This is a genomic window from Variovorax sp. GW821-FHT09B05 (assembly GCF_059418265.1).
The window spans coordinates 634,097-660,167 of record NZ_JBWKPN010000001.1; the positions used below are offsets into that span (position 1 = coordinate 634,097).

The following is a 26,071-nucleotide window of genomic DNA, read 5'->3' on the forward strand; positions in this document are numbered from 1 at the left end:
CTCGAGGAGCGCCCCGCGCCAGCGAGCTCAGAAGGCGCTCTTGACCACGCCCCCATCCACGCGAAGCGCCGCGCCCGTGGTCGCCGACGCGAGCGGGCTCGCCACATAGGCCACGAGCGAGGCCACCTCCTGCGGCGACGCAAAACGCTTGATCAGCGAGGTCGGGCGAACATGGTCGAAGAACTCCGCCTCGACCTGCTCGAAGCTCTTGCTGCTCGAGCGCGCCATGCCCTCGACGAAGTCGCCGACGCCGCGCGATTTCGTCGGTCCGGGCAGCACGCTGTTCACCGTGATGTTCGTGCCGGCGACCGATTCCGCGAGCCCGCGCGACACCGCGAGCTGCGCGGTCTTCGTCACGCCGTAGTGGATCATCTCGGTCGGTATCTGCACCGCGCTTTCGCTCGAGATGAAGATGATCCTGCCCCAGTTCGCTCGCTTCATCTCCGGCAGCACCAGGCGCGCAAGGCGCACGCCGCTCAGCACGTTGACGTCGAAGAAGCGCAGCCAGTCCTCATCGGGAATGTCCTCGAAGGCCTTGGCCTCGAAGATGCCGAGGTTGTTGACGAGGATGCCGATGCCGGGATGGCGGCGCACGAGTTCCTCGGCGGCGTCGGCGCGGCTGAGATCGCCGGCGTAGCCGACCACCGTGCCCTGCGTCTGCGAGCGGATGCGCTCCACCGCCTCGTCGACCGCGGTCTGCGACCGGCCGTTGACGATGACGCTGGCGCCCTCCTGGGCCAGCGTGTGCGCGATCGCATAGCCGATGCCGGCGGTGCTGCCGCTGACCAGGGCCAGCTTGCCCTTCAGTTGAAGATCCATGTCGATGCTCCTTGTGTCGATGACGAGATGGGTTGCCTGTCAGCCCAGGAAATTGACCAGCGCGGGAATGACCTGGTCGGGCGCCTCTTCCATCAGCCAGTGGCCGGAGCCCTTGACGATCACGCCCTGCACGTTGGTCGCGACCATCTTGCCCTGTTCGATCAGGAAAGTGCCACCGGCCTTTTCCCCGGACAGCACCAGCATCGGCATCGGCAGCGGCGTCTTGCCCAGTTCGGCGAACTCAGCCGCGTCCTGCTCGAAGGCCTTGAAGTACTCGAAACCGGCGCGCATGCCGCCGGGCTGCGCATAGGCCTTGGCATAGAAGCGGCGATCGGCCTCGGGCACCGAGCGCTTGGGATCGGCCGCGAAGTCGTTCCAGAAATGCTCGAAGTAGATGCGCTCGCGTCCGTGCACCAGCGCCAGCGGCGTCGGGCCGTGGAAATGGAAATGCCAGAGGTCGCGCAGCAGCCAGACGTTCTGCCATTGGCCGATGCCGGGCAGGAAGGCGTCCATGAGCACCACCTTGTCGGTCTCCGACGGAAACTGCGCGGCATAGGCGTAGGCCACCATCAGGCCGATGTCGTGGCCGACGATGCTCACGTTGCGGATGCCGAGCGACTTGACGAGCTCGTGGATGTCGACGGCCATGTTCTTCTTGCCGTAGCCGCTCTCGGGCTTCGACGAATTGCCCGCGCCGCGCAGATCGGGCACGAGCACGGTGTGCGTCTTGGCCAGCAGCGGCATCAGCGGGTTCCACATGTGGCCGGTCTCGGCGTAGCCGTGCAGCAGCACGATGGCCGGCCCGGTGCCGCCGATGCGGTAGTCGATGCGGGTGCCGTTCACCTCGGCGCTGCCTGCGCGAAAGCCCGGTACCGCGTCGACAGCGGGCGCGGCGTGCGCCACGGGGCCGAAGCTCAGCGCGGCGCCGAATGCGGCGGCGCCGGCGATCAGCGCGCGGCGGGTGGGGGCGGGATGGGGGGTGTTCATGTCTAGGCCTTTCGGTCCGTGTTTTGGGGTGAAGCGAATTTATGATTCAGCTTCACTTCCAGAAAGGCCCCAAAAGTGGTTTACTCATTCAGCTTTCATGAATGATTGGAGCCCAGGGCCATGGACCGATTGCGTGCATACGAGGTGTTCGTGACCGTGGTCGCGCGCGGCAGCTTCGTCAAGGCGGCCGACGCGCTCGACACCTCCCCGGCCAACGTGACGCGCTACGTCAACGAGCTCGAAGCCCACCTGCGCACGCGGCTGATCAACCGCACCTCGCGCCGCCTGTCGCTCACCGAGGGCGGCGAAGCCCTGTTCGACCGGGCGAAGTCGATCCTCGAAGAAGTGGCGGAGACCGAGGCGCTCGCGACCACCGCGTCGCTGCAGCCGCGCGGGCGGCTGCGCCTCAATGCGCCGCTGAGCTTCGGCAGCCTCGTGCTGGCGCCGCTGTGGCCGAAGTTCATGGCGAAGTACCCCGATGTCGAACTCGACATCGCGCTCATCGACCGCGTGGTCGACATCGTCGAGGAGGGCTACGACCTGGCGATCCGCATCTCGCGGACCACCTCGGGCAATCACATCGCGCGCAACCTGGGGCGTTCGCAGAACCTCGTGTGCGCCTCGCCCGACTACCTGGCGAGGCATGGCATGCCCGAGGTGCCCGCGGACCTGTCGCGGCACCTGTGCCTGGGCTATACCTACGGCGCGACCTCCGACGAGTGGCAGTTCGCCGGCCCCGGCGGGTCGCTGGAATCGGTTCGCGTGCGCTGGGCCTTGCGGGCCAACAATGGCGAAACCGCTCGTGCGGCGGCGCTTGCCGGCGCCGGCGTCATCTGGCAACCGAGTTTCGTGATTGGCGACGACGTGCAGGCCGGGCGACTGGTCGAGGTCATGCCCGGCTATCGCATGCCGCCGATCGACATCCTCGCGATCTACGCCAGCCGTCGCCATCTCAGCGCAAAGGTGCGGGTGATGGTCGACTTTCTGGTCGATGCCCTCCAGAGTTCGCCGCGGGGATCGAACTGAGTCTGAAGCGGTCGACGCCACGCATTCGCTGATCATTTCGGCGGGTGCCTGAAGGCCAATCGTCTTGTGCGACTCCCTGTTCAATTACTTCGCTATTGCGACGCAATTGCATCTCTATGTCGCCGCTCTCCGCGTGAACTAATTTCGGCTTGACGAATGGACAAGCCTCGCGCAATCTCCACCGAAGGGAGCGGCCGTGGAGAGAGGGGGTCGACATGATGGTTCGTATTCGCCTGCAGTACGCGCGCCTGGCGCTTCAACGCGAGATGCTGGCCATGTTCGTCGCCTACAGCTCCGTCGGCATCTGGGTGATCTTCTGGTTCGGCGACTAGCGGCACTTCGAAGAAATTTCCCCCGACGCGGCGGCAAGACCGTGCGAATGGCGCTTCGCACTCCATGGCCATGGGTGGCCGAGGTCGCGACACCCCGAAACTTCCTGCCTCACCGATTCCGGTGACCGATCCATGGCGAACTTCGCGGGCGCCTGATTGACCCCACGACCTCCGCCATTCCCCACTGAAATCCGTTGTCAGCCAATAGGCCTAATTGGCAATTTCTCCATTGCATAGAGATATCCACTGCAAGAAAAAGTAAGGTGCAATTGCAATAGCGGCACTCGACACTGCGACTCCCCGCATGGGGTCAACTCATCTGAAGGAGCTTTCGCAATGTCGACTCTTCCCGGCCATTACACAATTCTCTCGTTCGTCGGCGGCGGCATCCGCGGCCTGCTCTCCGCCACCATCCTCCAGCGCCTGTACGACGCCAACAAGGCGCTGCTGGACGAAACGAGAATGTTCGCCGGCTGCTCGACCGGCGCGATCATCTCGAGCGAATTGCTGGGGCACAAGACGCCGAAGGACCTGATCGACATGTTCACCGGCGATGAACTGAACTTCTACAACGCCATGAACCCCGACCCGCGGACGCCCGCCTACTCGATCGACAAGGTGCTGGGCAGCCAGAAGGCCATCCACTTCGACACGAAGATCGCCGACGCGCGCAAGGACGTCCTGCTCGTCTCGTTCAACGTCGGCCAGGTCGAACCCGACCGCGACAACAAGATGATGCCCACGCCGTGGAAGCCGATGATGTTCACGAACATGCTCGGCAGCGACCGGGACCGGCTGGACGGCCTCGACGGCAACGGCGACACCCCCATCGCGGTGGCCGCGACGTCCAGCGGCGCCATGCCGGGCCAGCTGGGGTCCATCGACGGGAACGTCGATGGCGCCTTCTTCAACCACGACCCGACGGTGGCGGCGATCGCGCTCGCGGTGCGCAGCGGCTACGCCCTCGACCAGATCGCGGCCATCACGATCGGCACGGGCTACATGCCCTATTGGCTGCAGAGCGACACCCACGACTGGGGCGCCCAGCAGTGGATGGAAGGGGACGGCAATCCCTTCGACAACATCACGCCGTTCCTCATGAACCAGAAGCGGTCGTCGCCCGTGCTCGACCTCAGCCTGAACGGGACCTCGTCGGAACTCATGCCCCACATCGCCAAGATGCTGCTGGGCGATCGCTACGTCAACATCAATCCGCGGCTGCCCTGCTTCATCCCCGAGAACTCGACCAATACCCAGGCGATCTCGCTGCTGCAGCGCCACGGCCAGACCGTGGACATCACCGACGCGCTGGCGTTGATCGAGAACTACTGGAGCAAGAACGTGGTGACGACGGGCACCACGTCCCGGCCCGTTGCGAAGAGCCCCGCCGCCGCGACACCCAAGGCCGCGACCCCGCCCAAGGCCAGCCAGACCACGCCCGTCAAGGGCGCGCTGTTCTTCATCCGGCACAAGGGCAGCATCGTCCGCGTGCTCGATGTGAAGGACGCGTCCTACCAAGCCGGCGCGCAGGTGATCGCCTACAGCAAGAAGTCCATGGCCGACCCCGATGTGAAGAACCAGCTCTGGGAATTCGTGCCCTCCGTCGAAGCCCCGGGATGGTGGTACCTGAAGACCGCCATGGGCACGAACTTCGTCATGACGCTGGCGGGCGACGACACCGGCGCGGCCTCCAGGGTCACGGTCCAGGCGCGGCAGGACGACATCCGGGATCGCCAGTTGTGGAACCTGGTGTCGACCGAGGAACTCGGCTACTTCTTCATCCAGAACAAGTACCAGGCCAGCGACGTGCCGATCGTCAATACCGATTCGTACGTGCCCACGGTGATCGGCGTGGAGATCGACCACACCGAGGACTGCTACGGCGTGGCGCTGGACTACCAGAAGGACACGCCGATGGCCTTCTGCTTCCTGCCTCCGACCAACGAAGGCTGAGAGCCTGCGGCAGAGCTGATGGTGCCCGCTAGAGCACCATCAGCATCTCGTGCCAGGACATCCCGCCATGGTCGGACGGCGAAGGCCTCACGTAGCCGTACCCCTGCCGTGCATAGAGCGCCACGTGGCGCTCCTTGCACATCAGGTGGATCGTTTGCTTGCCCGCCCGCCGCATCCGGTCGACGAAGGTCTTCATCATCACGCTGGCGTACCCGCGCCCCTGGAACAGGGGATCGATGACCACGGACATGATCACGACGTTGGGCGCCGCGGCGTCGTGGCCGACCAGCTCCTTGAAGGCCTCGTCCGACATCACGACCTCGTGCGCGCACCCGCTGTTGATGAAGCCGATGAGCTGCCCCTCGAGCTCCATGACGAGGAAGCCCTGCGGGTACTGGTCGATGCGCGTGCGGATCTTGGCCAGGGTGGCGGCTTCGTCGCCCTCGTAGGCGCCGATCTCTATCGCGTAGCAGCGTTCGGCATCGGAAGGAAGGGCCTGGCGGAAAACGGGTTCTGGCATGGATGAGGGGTTGGAACGAGGCATGCGCCCATCATGCCGTCCGGCGATGGCGCGCGCGCAGGGTGTCCGATGGCGCCTCGCCGAATTGCGCCTTGTACTGCTGCGCGAGGCGGCTCAGATGAAAGAAGCCGTGGGCGAACGCGATGTCCGTCACCGTGTCGTCGTCCGCGCCGTCCAGCAATCGCTCGCGCACCTGCGCGAGGCGGATCTGCCGCAGGTAGGCCGTCGGCGTCATCCCCCGGTGCGCCTGGAACGCCAGCTGCAAGGCACGCACGCCCACGCCCAGCGACGAGGCGATGTCGGACACCGTCAGCGACGGGTCCGCGATGCGGTCGTGAATGAGCGCCTCGGCCAGGCCCGCGAGGCGCGCGGGCCGCGATGCCGGCCGCTCTCCGCGCATCCAGCCGGTGTAGTTGTGCGGATGCCCGTGCAGCAGGGACATGAGAACGAACTGCTCGAGCGAACGGTACGCCGGGGCCGGCAGCGCCGCGGGCAAGGTGTCGACCAGGTCCCACACGCCGGACCATGAACGCTCGAGCGCCGGCGTGAACGGCACGGGGTCGAACTTCAGCCCGTCGTCCAGCGGACGGCCGACGAGGCTGGCGCAGCACGCCTCCAGCGTCGCCGTGTCGGGCCGAAAGGTGATCTGCTCGAAGCTGGCACCGAAATCGAAGCGGGTCGGCCGGCCCGCCGATACGGGGATCGTCGTGCCGGCGCGCCAGGTGGCGCTGCGGCTGCCCTGCGACACGGTGCCTTCGCCGGCGGTGCAGCGCATGAACAGGAACAGGCCGGGGAACTCGCCCGCGTCGACCTCCACGCGCGCGCCGTAGGCGAGCTGGACCAGCGCCAGCGGCCTCGCCTCGGTCGCGCTCAGCCGAGTGTCCAGGGCCTTGGCCCGGCGATCCAGGTGGAGCTCGTGCGGGCAGTACACGGCGCCCACGGCGTGGATGGCTTCGTCGAGATCATGGGTCCGATAGTGCATGGTCGCCCCTTCCACAGACGGCGCGACAGCTTCTGCATGCTGCCGCCGGGCCCGCATTCTAGGGGTGCGTTCCCTCGCGTTCCCTCGCGTTCCCTCGCTGAGCGACGCGATGCGGGAACGCCCGGAGCCCTCGTCCTGCGCATCGCGGATAGCGCTTCGCATTCCGGATCGCGGCGCGGCGCGTCTTCCTGAAGACTGGCGCCAGCCGAGCCGACCGTGCCCCACAGGCCGGTCGCGCCCCCATCCATCCATGCACAGGAGTCCCTTGATGAGCTCGATCCACGACCTCGGTCTTTCCGAAACCTACGGTGCCTTCATCGACAACGCGTTCCAGCCGGTCGACGGTCCGACCTTCGAGGCGCGGCATTCGGGCACCGGCGAGCAGGTCGCGCGCATCGCGCGCTGCGGCGCGGCCGAGGTCGATGCGGCCGTGCGGGCCGCCGCCAGGGCCTTCCCGGCCTGGCGCGCCACCGCGCCCGAGGAGCGCTCGGCCCTGCTGCTGAAGCTGGCGGCGGCCGTGGAGGCCGATCAGCAGCGCCTCGCGCGCATCGATTCGATCGACATCGGCCGGCGCCTGTTCGAGACCGGCCTCGATCACCAGTTCGCGATCTCGCAGTACCGCTACTTCGCGGCCGCGGCCCTCACGCACGAGGGATTCGGCCGCCCGATCCCCGGCGGCTACCTGGTCGCCAGGCGCGAGCCCTATGGCGTGTGCGGCCAGATCATTCCGTGGAACGTGCCCGCGATCATGGCGGCCTTCAAGATCGCGCCGGCGATCGCGGCGGGCAACACGGTGGTGCTGAAACCCGACGAGAACGCCTCGCTCAGCACGCTGGAGCTGTGCCGGCACATCGCGAAGATCTTTCCGCCCGGCGTCATCAACATCGTGCCCGGCTTCGGCGAGGAGGCCGGGGCCGCGCTGACCGCGCACCCCGGCGTGGCGAAGCTGGCCTTCACGGGCAGCAGCGAGGTCGGGCGGATCATCTCGCGCGCCGGCGCCGACCGGCTGGTTCCGGTGTCGCTGGAACTGGGCGGCAAGAGCCCGAACATCATCTTTCCCGACATCGAGGACATCGACGCGGTGGTCGACAACGCGATGTTCGCGACCCTGTACTGCAACGGCCAGTCCTGCCTCGCGGGCACCCGGCTGTTCGTGCACGACGCGGTCTACGACGCCGTGATGGACCGCCTCGTCGCCGGCATGGAGCGCGTGCGGGTCGGCGCGGCGCTCGCGCCCGACACCGTGCTCTCGAACCTCGTGTCGCCCGAGCAGGGCCGGCGCGTGATGAACTACATCGACATCGGCAAGGCCGAGGGCGCACGGCTGATGACCGGCGGCCAGCGCATCGACGTCGAGGGGCAGGCCCACGGCCACTTCATCGCGCCGACCGTGTTCGAGGCCGACAACCGCATGCGCATCGCGCAGGAGGAGATCTTCGGCCCGGTGCTCAGCGTGATCCGCTGGAAGGACCACGACCGGATGATCGAGGAGGCCAACGGCGTGCGCTACGGCCTGGCCGCCGGCCTCTACACCAGCAACCTGCGCAACGCCTGGGACACGGCCGACCGGCTGCAGGCCGGCTCGGTGTGGATCAACCACTACTTCAACCTCGCGAGCGGCTCGCCCTTCGGCGGCTTCAAGGAAAGCGGGATCGGCAGCGAGTACTGCCACGAGACGCTCAACATGTACACGCACCTCAAGGCCGTGACGATCCAGACGCAGGTGGCGGCCCCGTGGTTCGCCCCCAGGGCCTGAGCCCGCGGCACGCAGCGCTTCGCCCTTCCCCACTCCCTACATCCAAAGAGGTCATCCCATGCAGATCACAGCCGCCGTCATGCGCGAGAAGGGTGGCAAGTTCACCCTCGAGGACATCGAACTGGAGGCGCCGCGCGACGACGAGGTGCTCATCCGCATGAAGAGCTGCGGCGTCTGCCACACCGACACCCTGCCGCGGGACCAGGTGGTGCCGGCGCCCTTCCCCGCGGTGTATGGCCACGAAGGCGCGGGCATCGTCGAACAGGTCGGCAGCCGCGTGAGCAAACTGAAACCCGGCGATCACGTCGTGATGAGCTGCAACTTCTGCGGCCACTGCGACACCTGCCAGACCGGCAAGCCCATGTACTGCCGGCACTTCTTCAAGGCCAACTTCGGCTTCGCGCGCATGGACGGAACGCCCACCATGCACCAGGGCAGCGACGTCGTGCACGGGGCCTTCTTCAACCAGTCCTCGTTCGCGACCCATGCGCTGGGCACCGAACGCAGCGTGGTGAAGATCCCGTCCGACGTGCCGCTCGAGATCATGGGGCCGCTGGGCTGCGGCGTGCAGACCGGCGCGGGCGCGGTCATCAACTCGCTGCGCCCGCAGGCCGGCGATTCGATCGCCATCTACGGCGCGGGCTCGGTCGGACTCTCGGCGCTGCTCGCGGCCAACGTGACCGGCTGCGCGATCCGCATCTGCGTCGACCCGAACGAGGCGCGCCTGCAGTTCGCGCTCGAGCTCGGCGCCACCCATGTGGTCAACCCGCGGACCACCGATCCGGTGCGGCGCATCCAGGAGATCACCGGCGGCGGCGGCACCCAGTTCTCGCTCGAGACCTCGGGCAACCTCTCGGCCCTGCGCCAGGCCGTCGATTCGATCCAGATCATGGGCGAGTGCGGCATGATCGGCGCACCCGCCTTCGGCAGCGAGATCGGCCTCGACACCTGGGGCCTGCTGCTGGGCCGCAAGATCCGCGGCATCTGCGAAGGCGACTCGGTGCCCGACCTGTTCATCCCGAAGCTGGTCGAGCTGTATCGGCAGGGGCGCTTCCCCTTCGACAAGCTGATCCGGTTCTATGCCTTCGACCAGATCAACGAGGCCGTGGAAGACGGCGAGCAGGGCCGGACCATCAAGGCCGTGCTGCGTTTTCCAGACTGACGCAGGCTGCAAGCATTCGAGGACCGATGTTCATGGCATTGAATCGACGAGGCGCCTTCAAGCTGACCACGACCTGGCGCTGCTGAGTTCGAAACCCACGGCCGCGGGCACCGGCCAGGGCGCGGGCAGGCGCCCCGCGGTCGACACGCAGGCCGGCGCGCTCGAGTTCGAGCTCGGCATGCCCACGGCGCGCACCGTGGACAGTCTCTACCAGGCGCTCGACCATCAGAGCGCCGTGATGAGCTATCTCTGGGCCATCCCGACCGTCGGCATGGAAAGCGCGCGGCAGATGCTGGTCGACAACGCGGGCGCCCGCAGCGGCGACTTCGTGCGGGTGTCGGGCTACCGCGACGTCAGCGCGATGCTCGGCTCGAACGTCACCACGCCCTATGTCTTCGCCTTCCTCGATCTTTCGCGGCAACCGCTGGTGCTCCACTATCCGCCGGGCGCGACCGCGGGCTCGCTGATCGACTGGTGGGACCGTCCCCTGTGCGATGTCGGCATGACCGGGCCCGATGCGGGCCGAGGCGCCGTGTTCGTGCTGCTCGGTCCGGGGCAGCAGGCGCCGGGCGAGCTGCCGGCCGGCGCGCAGCTGCTGCGATCGCGCACCTTCAAGGTCCTGCTGTTCTGCCGCGGACTCGATGCCGACCTGGCGCAGGTGGAAACGGTCTTCTCGGCCCTGCGCGTCCATCCGCCCGGCCAGCAGCCTGCCGCGGCAAGGACACGCCTGCTGCGCTTCAAGCCCGAGGGCGAACTGACGAGCATGGCGCATCCGCAGGGCCTCGCCTACTGGCAACGGCTGGCGAACGCGCTACGGGGAGAGCCCGTGGAGGATCGCGACCGCTTCTTCGCCGCCCTGCTCGCGCCGCTCGGCATCGGCGCCGATCGCCCCTTCGCGCCCGATGCCCGGCAACAGGCCGCGCTGGAGAAGGCCGCGATCGTGGGCGAGGCCACGGCCAAGGCCATCGCCTTCCGCAAGCGCATCCCCGGCATGCGCTATCGGCCCGACACCCACTGGGAATACCTGATCGCGCCCGGCTTCGACAACGCGCAGGACGTGCCCGGCGGCACGCTGTTCGAGGAGCGCACGGCCTTCTTCTACGAAGTCACCGGCACCTCGGCGGCCGTGCTGACGCGGACGCCCGGCGTCGGCGCGGCCTATCTCGCCGCCTATTACGACGCGAAGGCGGCCCCGTTCGACGGCGCGCGCAGCTACCGCCTGCGCGTGCCGGCGGACGTGCCCGCCAGGCTGTTCTGGTCGGTCACGCTGTACGACACGCAGACCCGCGGCCTGGTCGAGAATGCGCAGCAGATCGTCGATCGCTCCTCGCGCCAGGACCTGGCGAAGAACGCCGATGGGTCGGTCGACATCGTGCTGGGCCCGACGCCTGCGCCGGGCCTCGAGAAGAACTGGATTCCCACCACGCCGGGGCATTCCTGGTACGTCTATTTCCGTCTCTTCGGCCCACTCGCGGCCTACTTCGACCGCTCCTGGGTGCTGCCCGACATCGAGGCGCTGTAGCGCGCCGCTTCAGGACCGGTCGACCGCGCGCTCGGTCTCCTCGAGAAAGCGCAGCAGGCCCTCGATCTCCGTCGACTTGTCGAACACCGCATCGGCGCCCAGCAGCAGCGCGCGCTCGCGCATGTCTTTGGTCGCGAAGTTCGAGAAGATCACCATGCGCTGGCGCGGCAGGCGATCCCTGCAGCCCATGAGCACGCCGAAGCCGGTGCCGTGGCGCAGGAAGAGATCGACCACGGCCACGTCCCATTGGCCGTCGGCATCGTGCAGCCAGGCCACGGCCTCGGCCTGGGTCTCCGCGCTGCCGACCATGTGCACGGGCGCGAGCTCCTCCAGCGTCGCGATCAGGCTGTCGCGAATCAGGGGGTTGTCCTCGACGAGGTAACCGGTCAGGCTCATGGTGTTTTCGCCATCGTGTGGGTCCGGCCTTCAGGGCGCGAACGATCGCCGCAGCCGCTCGCCCGCGAAGGCCTGCGCGTCCCTGGCCTTCTCGAGCACCGCCGCGGCGCCGAAGAACTCGTGCGCCACGCCCTCGAATTCCTTGCGCGCGACCTCCACGCCCGCGTCGATCAGGGCGCTCTCGAGCCTCGCGCCATCGCTGCGCAGCGGATCGAGCCGCGCATTGACGATGGTGACCGGCGCCAAGCCGGCGAGCTGCGCGTCGACCAGCGACAGCCGCGGGTCGTCGAGGTCCTGCTCGCCGCGCGTCACGTGGGTGAAGAACCAGTCCATCATCGCGCGGTTGAGCGGCTTGGCGATCGCGTTCTCGAGGTAGGACTCGGTGTTGCGGCTGGTCTGCGTGACGGGGTAGACCGACAGCACATGGCGCGGCGCGCGCAGGCCGGCGTCGCGCGCGGCGATCGCCGTGGCCACCGCGAGATTGCCGCCGGCCGATTCGCCCGCGAGCGCGAGGCGCGAAGCGTCGCCGCCGAACGAGGCCGCGTTCGCCGCGAGCCAGCGGTAGGCGGCCAGCGCGTCGTCCCATGCGGCGGGAAACTTGTGCTCGGGCGCGAGCCGGTAGTCGACCGACAGCACCATCGCCTGCGCGGCCGCGGCCAGGCCGCGCGCGCCGCCGTCGTACACCTGCCGGTTCGCGATCACCCAGCCGCCGCCATGGAAATACAGGACGACGGGGAAGGGCCCCTGCCCCGCGGGCGTGTAGAGCGTGGCGGCCAGCGGGCCGGTGGCGCCATCGACCGTGAGCTCGCGCGTGGTGACGCCCGGCACCAGGGTCTCGGGCACGGCCGAGCGGTTCTGCTGCTCGAGCACCTTCTTCACGGCATCGGCCACGGTCGGCTGCCGGCGTGCCTCCTCGGGCGTGAGTTTCTCGATCGCCTCGGGCTCGAGGGATTCGTGGGCCTTGGCCACCGCGATCTGGTCGTCATCGGCGCGCAGGGCCGCCACGACGTTGGACACCGCATTGATCACGGGATTCGGCTTCTTGTCGCTCATCGATTGCTCTCCTGGGAATGAAGTTGAAGCAGGTTGAGCAACTTGTACGACGCGAGGCCCCCCGGTGGTTTGTCGGACGTGGGCGCGCCACGTCGTGGGGCTTCCAGACCCCCGCCGTGGTACGGCCCGCGCGAGGACCGGGGCTCAGCGCGCCGGATCGGCGAGCCCGAGCAGGCCCAGCGCCTGCCGGTGCGTGCCCGATGCCGGGTCCACGAGATCGGCCAGCACGCTCATGTGGTTGCGGTTCGCGGGCCGCTCGGCGCCCACCACCACGCGGGGGCCCCAGGCGCTGGCGATCAGCTCGGCCTGGCGGTGGAACTCCTCGCTCTCGTCGCCGCCGACCACGGTCACCAAGGTGCCCTGCTTCGGCGCGGGCATGGCGGCCGGACTCAGCCGCAGCGCCGAGGCCTCGGTCAGCCCGATGTCGGCCGCGAGGAAAGGCGCGTGCCGCAAGGGCTCGAGCTCGTAGACGCCCGAGATCGGCAGCGCCGCCTTGACGAGATCGCGCGGCAGGTCGGGCCCGACCCGTTGCCAGTCGCAGGCCAGCAGCATGGTGGCGAGGTGGCCGCCGGCCGAATGGCCCGCGACGACGATGCGCGCGGGATCGCCGCCATGCGCCGCGATGTTGCGATGCACCCAGGCCAGCGCCTGCGTCATCTGCCGCGCGATGTGCTCGATGTCGACCGCCGGGCACAGCGCGTAGTTGAGCTGCACGAAGGTGGCGCCGGCATCGGCCAGCGGCGGCGCGAGGAAGGCATGGTCGCGCTTGTCGAGCGCGCGCCAGTAACCGCCGTGGATGTAGACGAAGACGGGCGCCTTTTCGACACCCGATGCGGCCGGCAGGATGTCGAGCCGCTCGCTCTCGTCGTCGCCGTAGGCCACATCGCGAATCCATTCGGGCCGCTGCAGCGCCTGCGCCGATGCATCGGCCCAGTACTTCAGGATCGACGGATGCTCGGGAATGCGCGCGCGGTTGTTGTATTGCGCATCGAACCATTCGGGGGCCGGCGGCGGTGTCGACGCCGCCGCGGCTTCAGCCGCCGCGCGCTTCGCCGCCGAGTCGCGCAGCGCCGCATCGACCAATGCATCGGCCATCCACAGCGCGGTGCGCTCGACCTCCCGGTCCTCGAGGCCCCAGATGTCCTTGAGCACCACGTAGGGCTCGATGCCGTAGACGATCGAGAGGGCATGGTGCAGCCGGTCGCGCATGCGCGGGCTCAAGAGCGGCGACATCGGCTCGAGCGCATGCTCGAGGATGCGCACGCGATGGCCGCGCCGGTACGGTTCCTCGGCCAGCAGGCCCGCGCGCTCGAGGCCCCATTGCTCGAGCGAGAGCTGCGCCGCGGCGCGCATCGGCGCCTCGAATTCCTTGAAGCGCGGGAAGGTCTGGCAGAACAGCTCGTGCAGCCGCTCGCGGCCGTTCGGGTTGTCCGACGCCATCTGGCGCACCGGGCCCAGCGAGCTGTCGACCACCGCGGTGACCAGCGCGCTGCGGCTCGGGAAGTAGCGGTAGGCAGTGGCGCGCGACACGTTCGATCGCGCCGCCGCTTCGGCCACCGAGGGGATGTGGCCCTTCAATCGAATGATGTCCATCGCGGCCTGCAGCAGCTGGCGGAAGGTGGCGGCGCGAACGCCGCGTTCCGGCGCGCGCGGCGCCTCGCTCGGTGTGTGCTTGAGTCTTGCCATCGGGTTTGTACGGGGTTCGGAAATGCGGAAGTCGTCTTGTGGAGATGGTGACACGGCTCGTATGATCCGCGCACCCAGATTTGAGACGCAAGTCTCAAAAATCCCTAGATGACTTCCGGAGCCACCGAGGCGATCGGCGCACAGCGCGACGACCTCGGGGCCATATGGAGACAAAGTCGATGCGCTTCGCAAGCTGGAGTTGGGGTGGCCGCAACCATGCGGGCACGATCTCGGCCGACGGCCGGGAAGCCACGCCATTGGCGGTGGGCGACGCCTCGCGCGGCGTGCTGCCGCTGATCGAGGCGCTGGCACGCAACGAGCCGCTGCCGCAGCCCTCGGGCACGCGGCTGCCGGTCGAGGTGATCACCCTGCGCGCCCCGCTGCCGCGCCCGCTGCGCGGCCTGTTCTGCGTCGGGCGCAACTACCGCGCGCATGCGGCCGAACTCGCGGGCTCGGTGTTCCGCAGCAGCATGCCCGAGAGCGATCCGTGGCCGATCGTCTTCGGCAAGCTCGGCGAATGCGTGATCGGCCCGCACGATCCGGTGCGGCTGCCGCGCTCCTCGGTGTCGGTGCAGATCGACTACGAATCCGAGCTCGCGGTGATCATCGGCCGCGGCGGGCGCGACATCCCGCGCTCGCAGGCGATGGAGCACGTGTTCGGCTACACCATCGTCAACGACGTCACGGCGCGCGACGTGCAGATGCGCCACCAGCAGTGGGACCTCGGCAAGAGCTTCGACACCTTCTGCCCGATGGGCCCGTGGATCGTGACCGCCGACGAGATGGACGGCCGCGCCACGCGCGTGCGCGGCTGGGTCAACGGCGCGCTGCGCCAGGACGGCCTGACGCGCGACATGATCTTCGACATCCCGACGCTGATCGAGACCTGCTCGCGCGGCATCACGCTGCATCCGGGCGACGTGATCGCCACCGGCACGCCCTCGGGCGTGGGCATGGGCCTGAACCCGCCGCAATGGCTGGGCCGGGGCGACACGGTGCGCATCGAGATCGACGGCATCGGCGTCATCGAGAACCGCTTCGAGGCGCTGGCATGAGCTTCCAGCTCATCGACCGCATCGCGGTGGAGGACGAGGGCGAAGGCCCGGTGGTCGTCTGCGTGCATGGCCTGGGCGGCAGCTCGAACACCTACACGCCGCTGATGCCCGCGCTGGCGCGCCATCGCGTGGTGCGCATCGACCTGCCGGGCAGCGGTCGCTCGCAGCGCGCCGAAGGGCCGCTCACGATCGAGCGCTACGTAGCGACCGTGCTCTCGGTCTGCGAGCGCCTGGGCATCCAGCGCGCGCACTGGGTCGGCCATTCGATGGGCACCATCGTCTGCCAGCACATCGCCGCGGCGCATCCCAGGTGCGTCGCGAGCCTCGCGCTGTTCGGCCCGCTGATCGCGCCGCCCGACGCGGCGCGCACCGCGATGAAGGCCCGTGCCGACAAGGCACGCGGCGGCGCGGCGGGCATGCACGAGATCACGCAAGCGCTGCTGCAGGGCGCGATCTCGGCCGACACGCGGCAGCGACTGCCGGTGGCGGTGGCCTTCGTGCGCGAGAGCCTGATGCGGCAAGACGGCGAAGCCTATGCCCGCAGCTGCGAGGCCCTGGCCGGCGCGCAGCCCGCGGCGGTGGAGAACATCGAGGCCGCGGTGCTGCTGGTGACCGGCGACGAGGACGGCGTGGCGCCGCCGCAGGCCGTGCGCGCCATGGCCGACCGGCTGCACCGTGCCGCGAGCAAGCGCGTGGTGGTGCTGCCGAAGTGCGGCCATTGGACACCCGTCGAGCGCCCCGACGAGTGCCAGCGCGAGTTGCGCGAATTCCTGGCGGCGCAGGCGAGGAGCTGACCGTGGCCGACGTGCTGTTCACCAACGTCCGCATCTTCGACGGCGGCGGCGAGGCGCCCTTCACCGGCGACGTGCTGGTGCAGGGCAACCGCATCGCGCGCGTCCTGAAGACCTCGCACGGCGCGCGCTCCGCGCCCGTGCATGGCGCCCAGGTCATCGACGGCGCGGGCGCCTTCCTGATGCCCGGCATGGTCGAGGCCCACACGCATTTCTCGTGGAACGACCAGCCCAGCCTCGACGCGATCCAGCGCATGCCGCCCGAGGAGCACATCCTGTGGTGCGCCGAGGTCGCGAAGCGCTACCTCGACATGGGCTGGACCAGTTGCGTGGGCGCCGCCACCGCCAAGCCGCGGCTCGACGTGGTGATCCGCAACGCCATCAACGACGGCACCATCGTCGGCCCGCGCTACCTGGCCGCGAGCCAGGAGATCACCGTGCCCGGTGGGCTCGGCGACACCACGCAGCCGCACCTGCCGCAGCCCGAGTTCGCCTTCGGCGCGGTGGTCAGCGGCGCCGAGGAGATGCGCCGCTGCGTGCGCATGTTCGCCAAGTACGGCGTCGATTCGCTCAAGATCAATCTCTCGGGCGAGTCGATCACCGGCATGCCCAGCGAGATGAGCCAGTTCACCGAGGAGGAGATCCGCGTCTGCGTGGAGGAAGCCAAGGCCTGGGGCAAGCGCGTGGCCGCGCATGCGCGCTCGACCTGGTCGATCAAGCAGTGCGTGAAGCACGGCATCGAGGTGATCTACCACGCGAGCTTCACCGACAGCGAGGCGCTCGACCTGCTCGAGGCGCACAAGATGGAGCACTTCATCGCGCCCGGCCTCGCGTGGCTGATCAACACCTGCCACCACGCGAGCCAGTGGGGCCTGACGAAGGAAGTCACCACGAAGATGGGCTACCACCGCGAGCTCGATGCCGCGGTGGAGAGCATGCGCGCGATGCGCAAGCGCGGCATCCGCATCCTGCCGGGCGGCGACTACGGCTTCGCCTGGACGCCGCACGGCACCAATGCCAAGGACCTCGAGTACTTCGTGAAGTACGTGGGCATGAGCCCGATGGAGGCGCTGCTGTCGGCCACCGCCTGGGGCGGTCCGATGATGCGCATGGGCAAGGTGCTGGGCTACATCCGCGAGGGCTACCTGGCCGACATCCTGCTCGTCGACGGCGACCCGCTGGCCGACATCACGGTGCTGCAGGACAAGTCGCGCATCCTGGCCGTCATGAAGGACGGCGAGTTCCACCGCGCCCCGCCGCTGCGCCAGGCGCAGGGCCTGCGTGTCGCCTCTCCCACCCGCTGGGCCGCCTAGGCTCGCCCGCGACCACCGATCACCGACCGGAGCACCGCATGGCCGACGTCGTCTTCACCAACGTGCGCATCCTCGACGGCACGGGGCAGAACCCCTACAGCGGCAGCGTGCTGGTGCGCGGCAACCGCATCCGGCAGGTCGGCCGCAGCACCGCGCCGATCGCGCCCGGCGGCGCCACCGTGATCGACGGCGCGGGCGCCACGCTCATGCCCGGCATGTGCGAGGCCCACACGCACTTCTCGTGGAACGACGCCGCCACGCTCGCGGCGATCCAGACCATGCCGCTCGAGGAGCACGTGCTGTGGTGCGCCAAGGTCGCGAAGCGCTACCTCGAGGCCGGCTTCACTTCCTGCGTGGGCGCGGCCTGCGCCAAGCCGCGGCTCGACGTGGTGATCCGCAACGCGATCAACTCGGGCCAGGTACCGGGCCCGCGCTACCTCGCGGCGAGCCAGGAGATCACGGTGCTCGGCGGCCTGGGCGACGAGACGCTGCCGCACCTGCCCTTTCCCGAGTTCAGCTTCGGCGTGAACATCTCGGGCGCCGACGAGATGCGCAAGGCGGTGCGCCTGTTCCTCAAGTACGGCGTCGACTCGATCAAGCTCAACCTCTCGGGCGACAACTTCACGCCGCAGTCGCCCTCGGAAACCACCTGGATGCTCGACGAGGAGGTGGCCGCGGCGATGCGCGAGGTCAAGATCCGCGGCAAGCGCGGCGTGGCGCATGCGCGCTCGTCGGAGAGCGTGAAGCAGGCGCTGCGCCACGGCATCGACCTGATCTACCACGCGAGCTTCGTCGACGAGGAGGCGCTCGACATGCTCGAGGCCGCGAAGGACCGCGTCTTCGTCGCGCCCGGCATCGCCATCCTCTACGCCATGCTGCACGAGGCCGAGCCCTATGGCGTGACCTACCAGATGGCGGCCGACATGGGCTACCAGATCGAATGGGACGCGGCCTGCGTCTCGCTCGCGAAGATGCACAAGCGCGGCATCCGCGTGCTGCCCGGCGGCGACTACGGCTTCGCCTTCACGCCGCACACGCAGAACGCGCGCGACCTCGAGTTCTTCGTCAAGTACCTGGGCTTCACGCCGATGGAGGCGATCCGCTCGACCACACTCTACGGCGGCCAGATCATGATGCGGCCCGACGATCTCGGCCTCGTCAAGGAAGGCTACCTCGCCGACCTGATGCTGGTCGACGGCGATCCGCTGGCCAACCTTTCGATCCTGCGCGATGCGAAGCGCATCCTGGCCGTGATGAAGGACGGCGAGTTCGCCAAGGCACCGGCGATCGCGTCCGAGCGCGGCTGGGACCGGGGCTGGGAGCGCGCCGCATGACGCGCGCCGCCCTCACGCGCTGGGCCCTGTGGCTGGTGCTCGGCGTGCCGATCGCGGTGTTCGCGGTCTGGGCCGTGGCCGACAACGCCTCGCTGTTCTTCAAGACGCTGCTCAACGGGCTCACGCTGGCCTCGCTCTACTTCCTCGTGGCCAGCGGCTTCACGCTGGTGTTCGGGCTGATGCGCAACGTGAACCTCGCGCACGGCTCGCTCTACCTGTTCGGTGCCTACGTGGGCTGGTTCGTCGGCGAGCACACCGGCTCCTGGGTGCTCGCGGTAATCGCGGGCTTCCTCGCGGCCGCGGTGCTGGGCCTGCTGATGCAGCTGCTGGTGTTCCGCCACATGCAGGGCCAGGACCTGCGCCAGACGCTGGTGACCATCGGCCTGTCGATCGTGTTCGCCGACCTGATGCTGTGGATCTGGGGCGCCGAGATCTACACCTTCGATCCGCCCTCGTGGATCTACGGCTCGACCACGCTGCCGCTGGTCGAGAAGTTCCCGACCTACCGGCTGGTGGTGCTGCTGGCCTCGGTGCTGATCGGCGTGGGCCTGTGGCTGCTGCTGGCGCGCACGCGCATCGGCATGATGATCCGCGCCGGCGTCGACGACCGCGGCATGCTGGCCGCCTCGGGCGTCAACGTGCAGCTGGTGTTCGCGCTGACCTTCGCGATCGGCGCCGGCCTCGCGGGCCTGGCCGGCGTGGTCGGCGGCACGGCCCTGTCGATCTCGCCGGGCGAGGACACGCGCTACCTGCTGGCCTCGCTGGTGGTGGTGATCGTCGGCGGCATGGGCAGCGTGGTCGGTGCCGCCATCGGCGCGCTGCTGATCGGGCTGGCCGAGCAGTTCGGCCTGGCCTATGCGCCGACCTACAGCGTGGTCTTCACCTTCGTGATCATGGTCGTCGCGCTGGCATTCAAGCCGCGCGGGCTGATGGGGAAAGCCGCATGAGCGCCGCGCAGTGGCGCCGTGCCATGAAGTCGGGCGGTGCGATGCCCGCTCAGGAGGCGCGCGTCACCGCGTTGCCGCGCGCGGTCGCATCGCCATCGCAACCCGCCGAGCCGCCGCCGGCCCACGGCGAGCTGCCGCGCTGGCTGGGCAGGCTGCTGCGCCCCGTGCGCTGGCGCCATGTGCTGGTCGCGCTGCTGGTGCTGGTCTATCCCTTCGTCGCCTCGCCCTTCTTCACCTTCCAGATCGGCGCCCAGTCGCTCGCGCTCGGGTTGATCGCGCTGTCGCTGACCTTCCTCGGCGGCTATGGCGGCATGGTCTCGCTCGCGCAGATGACGGTGGCGGGCTTCGCGGCCTACGTGGTCGCGATCGTGGGCAGCAGCAGCAACACGGCGATCAGCCTGGGCTGGCCCTGGTGGCTCGCGGTGCTCGTCGCGCTGGCGCTGGCCACGCTGTTCTCGGCCGCGGTGGGCTGGCTCTCGGTGCGCACCGAGGGCATCTACACCATCATGATCACGCTGGCCGTGGGCGTGGCCTTCTTCTACCTCGCGCAGCAGAACTACACGCTGTTCAACGGCTTCCAGGGCTTCAGCAAGCTGGCCGCGCCCACCGTGTTCGGGCTCGACCTGCGCGAGCCCGTGCCCTTCTACCTGCTCACGCTGGGCTGCTCGGTGGCGGGCTATTTCTTCATCAAGCACCTGATCCGCGCGCCCTTCGGCGTGGCGCTGCAGGGCATCCGCGACAACCCGCGCCGCATGCAGGCGCTGGGCTTCGACGTCACGGCGCACCGGGTCGCGGCCTATGCGGTCTCGGGCTTCCTGGCCGCGGTCGGCGGCGTGCTGCTGGTCTGGTACAACGGCCGCATCTCGCCCGGCACGCTCGGCATCGGCGCGATGATCAACATCCTCATCATCGCCGTGCTCGGCGGCATGAAGCACCCCATCGGTGCCTTCATCGGCGCGATCGTCTTCGTGCTGCTGCAGAACTTCGCCATCGACCTGGTCGACCGCGAACGCTTCAATCTCGTGATCGGCGGGGTCTTCCTCGCGATCGTCCTCTTTTCCCCCGACGGACTGCTGGGCCTGTGGCATCGCTTGCGCACGCGCCTGGGCGCACCTTTCCCCACCCGTGGCTCAGGCCGCATTCACCAGCGATAAGAAGGAGCGAGACATGAAGAGAGTCGAGAACGTGTTCGGACGCAGCATCGTCGCCGCCGCGGCATTGTTTGCGATGGCCGGGGCCGCGGGCCTCGCGCAGGCGCAGGAAACCCTCAAGATCGGCCTGCTGGCCTCGCTCGAGGGACCGTTCGCGGCGCCGGGCCAGGACGGCATGCGCGGCGCCGACCTCGCGCTGAAGGAGAAGAAGGGCATGGCCGGCGGCAAGAAGATCGAGTTCGTGAAGGTCTCGTCGGACGCCACGCCCGACAAGGCCGTGAACTCGACGCGCAAGGCGGTCGAGCAGGACAAGGTGCAGATCATGATCGGCCCGCTGTCGGGCGACGAGGGCATCGCGGTCAAGAACTACGCGAAGACGCAGCCCAACGTCACCTTCATCAACGGCTCGGCCGGCGCGCAGGCCGCGACGCTGCAGGACCCGGCGCCCAACTTCTACCGCTTCAACACCGAGGGCGCGCAGTGGATGGTGGGCCTGGGCGAGCATGCGCTGTCCAAGGGCTACAAGCGCACCTTCCTGATCGCCGAGGACTACGGCTTCCCCTACTCGCAGGTGCAGGGCTTCATGGCCAGCTACTGCGCCAAGGGCGGCAAGGTGGTCGACAAGGCCTGGGTGCCGCTGGGCACCAAGGACTACGCCTCGGTGATCGCGAAGATCCCGAAGAACGTCGATGCGCTGGTGGTGGTGCTCGGCGGCTCCGACGCGGTGAACTTCCTGACCCAGTACGAGCAGGCCGGCGGCGACAAGCCGATGATCGGCGGCTCGATCACGGTCGACCAGACGGTGCTGAACTTCAAGGGCAAGCGCCGCGAATCGCTCTTGGGCACGGCCTCGGCGGGCCCGATGGCCGACTCGATCGACACGCCCGAGTGGAAGAAGTTCGTGGCCGACTACAAGGCCAGCTTCAAGGACGGCTTCCCGAGCCCGTCGCTGTTCGCCTATCTCTACTACATCAACACCAAGGCCACGCTCGATGCGCTCGACGCGGTCAAGGGCGACCTGTCGAACAACCAGAAGGCCTACCGCGAGGCGCTGCAGAAGACCAACTTCAAGGGCCCGGCCGGCGACGTGAAGATCGATGCCAACCGCAACGGCGTGGGCACGACCTACATCACCGAGGTGAGCAAGGCGCCCGACGGCTCGTTCTACAACAAGGTCGTGAAGTCGGTGCCGAACATCTCGCAGACGCTGGGGCTGTCGGAGGCCGAATTCAAGAAGATGGGGATGGGCACGCGCGACGTGCCGGACTGCCGGACCTGAGGCCGGCGACCACCGTCGAACGAACGCGCGGGGTCCGCCCCGCGCGCCCACCCCACTTCGAGACATCCAGGATGGCCACGATCACCACGCTGCGACCGCCCGCTTCGCGCACGCCCCAGCCCGCCCGCGGCGGGAGCACGCAGCTCCTGTCGGGCGACGCGCTGCGTCTGGACGGCGTGACGCGCGCCTTCGGTGCGCTGCGCGCGGTCGACGGCGTCTCGCTCGCGGTCACGGCGGGCCAGAAGTACGCCATCCTCGGATCGAACGGCGCCGGCAAGACCACGCTGTTCAACGCCATCACGGGCGACTTCCCGCCGACCGCGGGACGCATCCACTTCTTCGGCGAGGACATCACCGACCTGCCGCCGCAGGACCGCATCCGCAAGGGCCTGCGGCGCACCTACCAGTCCTCGCTGCTGTTTCGCGACCTCTCGGTGCGCGACAACCTGTTCCTCGCGGTGCGCGGCGTGGCCAGCGGCCGCTTCAGCTTCCGCCGGCCCGGCGCCGGCCATGCCAGCACGCGCGCGACCGAGGACCTGCTCGAGCGCGCGCGCCTTTCGCACATCGCCGACGAGAAGGTCGCGAACCTCGCGCACGGCCAGCAGCGCCAGCTCGAGATCGGCATGGCGCTGGCCGGCGCGCCGCGGCTGATCCTGTTCGACGAGCCCGCGGCCGGCCTCTCGCCGGCCGAGCGGCGCGAGCTGGTGGCGCTGTTGACCTCGCTGCCCGCGCACATGAGCTTCGTGCTGATCGAGCACGACCTGGACATCGCGCTGCGCGTGGTCGACCGCGTGACAGTGATGCACAACGGCCGCGTGCTGCGCACCGGCAGCCCGGCCGAGATCGAGGGCGATGCGCAGGTGCAGGCGATCTACATGGGGAGCAAGCACTGATGGCCTGGTTCGGCGGCGGCGATCGCGACACGGCGGCCGGCCGGTCCACCGCGCTGGTGGTCGAGGGCCTCGACGTCTACTACGGCCGTGCCCATGCGCTGCAGGGCGTGAGCCTGTCGCTGGAGCGCGGCGTGCTCGGCATCGTCGGGCGCAACGGCATGGGCAAGACCACGCTGTGCAACGCGCTCACCGGCCTGGTGCCGGCGCGCGGCAGCGTGCGCTTCGGCGGCGAGGAGATCCTGGGCCTGGCGCCCAACGAGATCACGCGCCGCGGCATCGCCTACGTGCCGCAGGGCCGGCGCGTGTGGCCCTCGCTCTCGGTCGACGAGACGTTGCGGCTGGTGGCCAGCCGCCGGCGCGAGGTCGACCGCGTCTATGCGATGTTCCCGCGGCTGGCCGAGCGGCGCGGCAATGGCGGCGCCCAGCTCTCGGGCGGCGAGCAGCAGATGCTGGCGATCGGCCGCGCGCTGCTGTTGAACCCCAAGCTGCTGGTGATGGACGAACCGACCGAGGGCCTGGCGCCGGTCATCGTCGACCAGGTGGCGCAGGCGCTGCGCGACCTCGCGGCCGAAGGCCGCATCGCGGTGCTGCTGATCGAGCAGAACCTCGGCGTGGCGATCTCGGTGGCCGACCGCATCGGCCTGATGGTCAACGGCCGCATCGCGCGCGAAATGCCGGCGGCCGAACTCGCGGCCGACCGCGAGCTGCAGGAGAAGCTGCTGGGCGTGCGCTCGGGCGGCCACGGCGACGAGGCCGAGGCGGAGCAGCCGGCACCGCGCATGGGCGAGGACGACGGCCGCGACAACGCGCCGCGCGTCTACACCGTGCGCCGCGCCCATGGCGACGGCGCGCCCTCGCTCGACGACCTCGCGCCGGCCAGCGTGCGCGGCTTCACGCGCTGGAATGCCGGCGGCACGGCCGCGCCCGCGGCCGACATCCCGCGCCTGATCGCACCGCCCGAGCCCGCGCCCGAACCGGCGCAGCCCGCGGCCGCCTCGGGCCAGGTGTTCGACTTCCCGGTGGCCGCGAGCAGCGTGCGCGCGGCCTACGTGGCCGGCACCTTCGACACCAAGAGCCGCGAGCTGTTCTTCCTGCGCCAGTGCATCGAGCGGCTGGGCCTGCGCGTGGTCACGGTCGACCTCTCGACCTCGGGCAAGCCCTCGACCGCGAGCGTGCATCCGCGCGAGGTGGCGCGCCACCATCCCAAGGGTGAGTCGGCGGTGTTCAGCGGCGACCGCGGCAGCGCCACCGCCGCCATGGGCCTGGCCTTCGAGGCCTTCCTGCGCACGCGGCGCGACCTCGGCGGCCTGATCTCGGCCGGCGGCTCGGGCGGCACCTCGATGGCGACGCAGGGCATGCGCGCGCTGCCGATCGGCGTGCCCAAGCTCATGGTCTCGACCATGGCCAGCGGCGACACGCGGCCCTACGTGGGCCCGAGCGACATCTGCATGATGTATTCGGTCACCGACGTGCAGGGCATCAACCGCATCAGCGAGAGCGTGCTATCGAACGCGGCCAATGCGCTGGCCGGCATGGTGGCGCATCCGGCCTCGGTCTCGGCCGTGACCCGGCCCGCCATCGGCCTCACGATGTTCGGCGTGACCACGCCCTGCGTGCAGGCCGTGACGCGGCGGCTCGAGGACGACTGGGACTGCCTGGTGTTCCATGCCACCGGCGTGGGCGGCCAGTCGATGGAGAAGCTCGCGGATTCGGGCTTGCTCGCGGGCGCGATCGACGTGTCGACCACCGAGGTGGCCGACGAGATCGCGGGCGGCGTGCTGTCGGCCGGGCCCGACCGCCTCGACGTGTTCGCGCGCCACGCCCTGCCCTACGTGGGCTCGTGCGGCGCGCTCGACATGGTGAACTTCGGTGCCTGGGACACCGTGCCCGAGCGCTTCCGGGCGCGCAATCTCTATCGCCACAACACGACGGTGACGCTGATGCGCACCACGGCCGACGAATGCCGCGCCATCGGCGAGTTCATCGCCGCCAAGCTCAACGCGATGCGCGGGCCGGTGCGCTTCCTCATTCCCGAGGGCGGCGTCTCGGCCATCGACCGGCCGGGCCAGCCCTTTCACGACCCCGAGGCCGACCGCGCGCTGTTCGCGGCGCTCGAGGCCGGCTTCCGGCCGGGGCCGAACCGCCAGCTCAAGCGGCTGCCGCTGCACATCAACGACGAAGCCTTCGCCGATGCGCTGGTCGAGGCCTGGCGCGAGGTCTCGCGGGCCATGCCCGGTGCGCGCCGGGCATGAGCCAAGGACAACCCAGGAGGAGCCCATCACCATGACCCGCATCTCACGCACCGCGCTGCTGGAGCGCTTCCGCGCCAAGATCGCCTCGGGCCGGCCGCTGATCGGCGGCGGCGCCGGCACCGGCCTGTCGGCCAAGTGCGAGGAAGCCGGCGGCATCGACCTGATCGTGATCTACAACTCGGGCCGCTACCGCATGGCCGGGCGCGGCTCGCTCGCGGGGCTGATGGCCTACGGCAATGCCAACGAGATCGTCTGCGAGATGGCGCGCGAGGTGCTGCCGGTGGTCAAGCACACGCCGGTGCTCGCGGGCGTGAACGGCACCGACCCGTTCATGATCCCCGACGAGTTCCTGCACCGGCTGATCGCGCTCGGCTTCTCGGGCATCCAGAACTTCCCGACCGTGGGCCTGATCGACGGCACCTTCCGCGCCAACCTCGAGGAGACCGGCATGGGCTACGGCCTCGAGGTCGAGCTCGTGGCGCGAGCGCGCGCCCTCGACCTGCTGACCACGCCCTATGTCTTCAGCGAGGCCGATGCGCGCGCCATGGCCGGCGCGGGCGCCGACATCGTGGTGTGCCACCTGGGCCTGACCACGGGCGGCGCGATCGGCGCCGAGACCTCGCTGAAGCTCGACGACTGCGTGCCGCTGATCAACCGCTGGGCCGCGGCCGCGCAGGAAGTGAACCCCGGGGTGATCGTGCTTTTCCACGGCGGCCCGATCGCCACGCCGGAGGATGCGCAGTACGTGCTCGCGCGCTGCCCCGCCTGCGACGGCTTCTATGGCGCCAGCTCGATGGAGCGCCTGCCCGCGGAGGTGGCGCTGACCGAGACCACGCGCCGCTTCGTTCAGATCACGCGATAA

At 69.2% G+C, this 26,071-nt stretch carries 22 protein-coding genes and 1 pseudogene; 16 read left to right on the forward strand and 7 right to left on the reverse strand.

Translation table 11 applies throughout. The annotated features are described in order from the left end of the window. Nucleotides 1–27: 27 nt before the first annotated feature. Nucleotides 28–819 (reverse strand): SDR family NAD(P)-dependent oxidoreductase, encoded by a 792-nt coding sequence (locus AC07RM_RS02605; protein WP_093352452.1) that lies wholly within the window; start codon nt 817–819, stop codon nt 28–30. 39 nt (nt 820–858) lie between these two features. Continuing rightward, complete coding sequence (locus AC07RM_RS02610) at nt 859–1,806, reverse strand: alpha/beta fold hydrolase (protein ID WP_495332753.1); 948 nt, start codon at nt 1,804–1,806, stop codon at nt 859–861. Between the two features lie 120 nt (nt 1,807–1,926). On the opposite strand from AC07RM_RS02610, the gene AC07RM_RS02615 reads away from it, so the two are divergent. Both AC07RM_RS02615 and AC07RM_RS02620 read left to right on the forward strand, forming a co-directional pair. After that, the gene (locus tag AC07RM_RS02615) at nt 1,927–2,832 is read left to right on the forward strand and encodes a LysR family transcriptional regulator (RefSeq protein ID WP_495332754.1); all 906 of its coding nucleotides are present in this window, start codon (nt 1,927–1,929) and stop codon (nt 2,830–2,832) included. A gap of 668 nt (nt 2,833–3,500) precedes the next feature. After that, entirely contained in the window at nt 3,501–5,117 is a 1,617-nt protein-coding gene (locus AC07RM_RS02620) for a patatin-like phospholipase family protein (protein WP_495332756.1), read from the forward strand. A gap of 28 nt (nt 5,118–5,145) precedes the next feature. On the opposite strand, the gene AC07RM_RS02625 is transcribed toward AC07RM_RS02620, so the two are convergent. Then, complete coding sequence (locus AC07RM_RS02625) at nt 5,146–5,637, reverse strand: GNAT family N-acetyltransferase (RefSeq protein WP_495332758.1); 492 nt, start codon at nt 5,635–5,637, stop codon at nt 5,146–5,148. A 31-nt stretch (nt 5,638–5,668) separates the two neighbouring features. Beyond that, complete coding sequence (locus AC07RM_RS02630; protein WP_495332760.1) at nt 5,669–6,619, reverse strand: AraC family transcriptional regulator; 951 nt, start codon at nt 6,617–6,619, stop codon at nt 5,669–5,671. 268 nt (nt 6,620–6,887) lie between these two features. Between AC07RM_RS02630 and AC07RM_RS02635 the strand changes: the two genes are divergently transcribed. The 3 genes from AC07RM_RS02635 to AC07RM_RS02645 all read left to right on the forward strand — a co-directional run bounded on the left by AC07RM_RS02635 (nt 6,888) and on the right by AC07RM_RS02645 (nt 11,059). Next, nucleotides 6,888–8,375, forward strand: coding sequence for an aldehyde dehydrogenase family protein (locus AC07RM_RS02635; protein WP_495332762.1), 1,488 nt, complete (start codon nt 6,888–6,890; stop codon nt 8,373–8,375). Between the two features lie 58 nt (nt 8,376–8,433). After that, on the forward strand, nt 8,434–9,537 hold the full coding sequence (locus AC07RM_RS02640) for an NAD(P)-dependent alcohol dehydrogenase (protein ID WP_495332764.1): 1,104 nt from the start codon (nt 8,434–8,436) through the stop codon (nt 9,535–9,537). A 178-nt stretch (nt 9,538–9,715) separates the two neighbouring features. Next, nucleotides 9,716–11,059 (forward strand): DUF1254 domain-containing protein, encoded by a 1,344-nt coding sequence (locus AC07RM_RS02645; RefSeq protein ID WP_495332766.1) that lies wholly within the window; start codon nt 9,716–9,718, stop codon nt 11,057–11,059. A 9-nt stretch (nt 11,060–11,068) separates the two neighbouring features. Here the strand turns inward: AC07RM_RS02645 and AC07RM_RS02650 are convergent, their stop codons facing one another. The 3 genes from AC07RM_RS02650 to AC07RM_RS02660 form a co-directional block, all read right to left on the reverse strand. Next, the gene (locus tag AC07RM_RS02650) at nt 11,069–11,455 is read right to left on the reverse strand and encodes a response regulator (RefSeq protein WP_093352478.1); all 387 of its coding nucleotides are present in this window, start codon (nt 11,453–11,455) and stop codon (nt 11,069–11,071) included. A gap of 30 nt (nt 11,456–11,485) precedes the next feature. Further along, nucleotides 11,486–12,508: an alpha/beta hydrolase gene (locus AC07RM_RS02655; RefSeq protein WP_495332768.1), complete on the reverse strand. Its 1,023-nt coding sequence runs from the start codon at nt 12,506–12,508 to the stop codon at nt 11,486–11,488. Nucleotides 12,509–12,652: 144 nt separating this feature from the next. Then, nucleotides 12,653–14,194, reverse strand: coding sequence for an alpha/beta hydrolase fold domain-containing protein (locus AC07RM_RS02660; RefSeq protein ID WP_495332770.1), 1,542 nt, complete (start codon nt 14,192–14,194; stop codon nt 12,653–12,655). A gap of 179 nt (nt 14,195–14,373) precedes the next feature. Between AC07RM_RS02660 and AC07RM_RS02665 the strand changes: the two genes are divergently transcribed. The 11 genes and pseudogenes from AC07RM_RS02665 to AC07RM_RS02715 all read left to right on the forward strand — a co-directional run bounded on the left by AC07RM_RS02665 (nt 14,374) and on the right by AC07RM_RS02715 (nt 26,071). Then, on the forward strand, nt 14,374–15,249 hold the full coding sequence (locus AC07RM_RS02665; protein ID WP_093352675.1) for a fumarylacetoacetate hydrolase family protein: 876 nt from the start codon (nt 14,374–14,376) through the stop codon (nt 15,247–15,249). Beyond that, nucleotides 15,246–16,043 carry an alpha/beta fold hydrolase gene (locus AC07RM_RS02670; protein WP_495332772.1) on the forward strand — a complete coding sequence of 266 codons (798 nt, stop codon included), beginning with the start codon at nt 15,246–15,248 and terminating at the stop codon, nt 16,041–16,043. The genes AC07RM_RS02665 and AC07RM_RS02670 overlap by 4 nt, the downstream gene beginning before the upstream one ends. A 2-nt stretch (nt 16,044–16,045) precedes the next feature. After that, nucleotides 16,046–17,353 (forward strand): metal-dependent hydrolase family protein, encoded by a 1,308-nt coding sequence (locus AC07RM_RS02675; RefSeq protein ID WP_395346459.1) that lies wholly within the window; start codon nt 16,046–16,048, stop codon nt 17,351–17,353. A 38-nt stretch (nt 17,354–17,391) separates the two neighbouring features. Then, entirely contained in the window at nt 17,392–18,687 is a 1,296-nt protein-coding gene (locus tag AC07RM_RS02680) for a metal-dependent hydrolase family protein (protein WP_495332775.1), read from the forward strand. Further along, entirely contained in the window at nt 18,684–19,634 is a 951-nt protein-coding gene (locus tag AC07RM_RS02685) for a branched-chain amino acid ABC transporter permease (RefSeq protein WP_057592689.1), read from the forward strand. The genes AC07RM_RS02680 and AC07RM_RS02685 overlap by 4 nt, the downstream gene beginning before the upstream one ends. Next, the gene (locus AC07RM_RS02690) at nt 19,631–20,788 is read left to right on the forward strand and encodes a branched-chain amino acid ABC transporter permease (protein WP_495314931.1); all 1,158 of its coding nucleotides are present in this window, start codon (nt 19,631–19,633) and stop codon (nt 20,786–20,788) included. Before AC07RM_RS02685 ends, AC07RM_RS02690 begins: the two co-directional genes overlap by 4 nt. A gap of 13 nt (nt 20,789–20,801) precedes the next feature. Next, complete coding sequence (locus AC07RM_RS02695; protein WP_208512422.1) at nt 20,802–22,064, forward strand: ABC transporter substrate-binding protein; 1,263 nt, start codon at nt 20,802–20,804, stop codon at nt 22,062–22,064. Nucleotides 22,065–22,135: 71 nt separating this feature from the next. After that, entirely contained in the window at nt 22,136–22,957 is an 822-nt protein-coding gene (locus AC07RM_RS02700; RefSeq protein WP_495332777.1) for an ABC transporter ATP-binding protein, read from the forward strand. After that, nucleotides 22,957–23,454, forward strand: a pseudogene (locus AC07RM_RS02705) (ABC transporter ATP-binding protein); the annotation flags it as partial. The gene AC07RM_RS02700 and the pseudogene AC07RM_RS02705, both read left to right, overlap by 1 nt. 537 nt (nt 23,455–23,991) lie before the next feature. Beyond that, entirely contained in the window at nt 23,992–25,209 is a 1,218-nt protein-coding gene (locus AC07RM_RS02710) for a Tm-1-like ATP-binding domain-containing protein (protein WP_495333410.1), read from the forward strand. Between the two features lie 31 nt (nt 25,210–25,240). Continuing rightward, a complete protein-coding gene (locus AC07RM_RS02715) occupies nt 25,241–26,071 on the forward strand; it encodes a phosphoenolpyruvate hydrolase family protein (protein WP_208512419.1) in 831 nt (276 codons plus the stop codon).

Excerpts from the sequence above, each read along its gene's own strand:
- AC07RM_RS02635 (WP_495332762.1), top strand. The coding sequence starts at position 6,888 with ATGAGCTCGATCCACGACCTCGGTCTTTCCGAAACCTACGGTGCCTTC.
- AC07RM_RS02645 (WP_495332766.1), top strand. The coding sequence starts at position 9,716 with ATGCCCACGGCGCGCACCGTGGACAGTCTCTACCAGGCGCTCGACCAT.
- AC07RM_RS02615 (WP_495332754.1), top strand. The coding sequence starts at position 1,927 with ATGGACCGATTGCGTGCATACGAGGTGTTCGTGACCGTGGTCGCGCGC.
- AC07RM_RS02660 (WP_495332770.1), bottom strand. The coding sequence starts at position 14,194 with ATGGCAAGACTCAAGCACACACCGAGCGAGGCGCCGCGCGCGCCGGAA.
- AC07RM_RS02605 (WP_093352452.1), bottom strand. The coding sequence starts at position 819 with ATGGATCTTCAACTGAAGGGCAAGCTGGCCCTGGTCAGCGGCAGCACC.
- AC07RM_RS02680 (WP_495332775.1), top strand. The coding sequence starts at position 17,392 with ATGGCCGACGTCGTCTTCACCAACGTGCGCATCCTCGACGGCACGGGG.
- AC07RM_RS02700 (WP_495332777.1), top strand. The coding sequence starts at position 22,136 with ATGGCCACGATCACCACGCTGCGACCGCCCGCTTCGCGCACGCCCCAG.
- AC07RM_RS02715 (WP_208512419.1), top strand. The coding sequence starts at position 25,241 with ATGACCCGCATCTCACGCACCGCGCTGCTGGAGCGCTTCCGCGCCAAG.
- AC07RM_RS02685 (WP_057592689.1), top strand. The coding sequence starts at position 18,684 with ATGACGCGCGCCGCCCTCACGCGCTGGGCCCTGTGGCTGGTGCTCGGC.
- AC07RM_RS02690 (WP_495314931.1), top strand. The coding sequence starts at position 19,631 with ATGAGCGCCGCGCAGTGGCGCCGTGCCATGAAGTCGGGCGGTGCGATG.
- AC07RM_RS02640 (WP_495332764.1), top strand. The coding sequence starts at position 8,434 with ATGCAGATCACAGCCGCCGTCATGCGCGAGAAGGGTGGCAAGTTCACC.
- AC07RM_RS02610 (WP_495332753.1), bottom strand. The coding sequence starts at position 1,806 with ATGAACACCCCCCATCCCGCCCCCACCCGCCGCGCGCTGATCGCCGGC.
- AC07RM_RS02665 (WP_093352675.1), top strand. The coding sequence starts at position 14,374 with ATGCGCTTCGCAAGCTGGAGTTGGGGTGGCCGCAACCATGCGGGCACG.
- AC07RM_RS02625 (WP_495332758.1), bottom strand. The coding sequence starts at position 5,637 with ATGCCAGAACCCGTTTTCCGCCAGGCCCTTCCTTCCGATGCCGAACGC.
- AC07RM_RS02630 (WP_495332760.1), bottom strand. The coding sequence starts at position 6,619 with ATGCACTATCGGACCCATGATCTCGACGAAGCCATCCACGCCGTGGGC.
- AC07RM_RS02670 (WP_495332772.1), top strand. The coding sequence starts at position 15,246 with ATGAGCTTCCAGCTCATCGACCGCATCGCGGTGGAGGACGAGGGCGAA.
- AC07RM_RS02650 (WP_093352478.1), bottom strand. The coding sequence starts at position 11,455 with ATGAGCCTGACCGGTTACCTCGTCGAGGACAACCCCCTGATTCGCGAC.
- AC07RM_RS02655 (WP_495332768.1), bottom strand. The coding sequence starts at position 12,508 with ATGAGCGACAAGAAGCCGAATCCCGTGATCAATGCGGTGTCCAACGTC.
- AC07RM_RS02695 (WP_208512422.1), top strand. The coding sequence starts at position 20,802 with ATGAAGAGAGTCGAGAACGTGTTCGGACGCAGCATCGTCGCCGCCGCG.
- AC07RM_RS02620 (WP_495332756.1), top strand. The coding sequence starts at position 3,501 with ATGTCGACTCTTCCCGGCCATTACACAATTCTCTCGTTCGTCGGCGGC.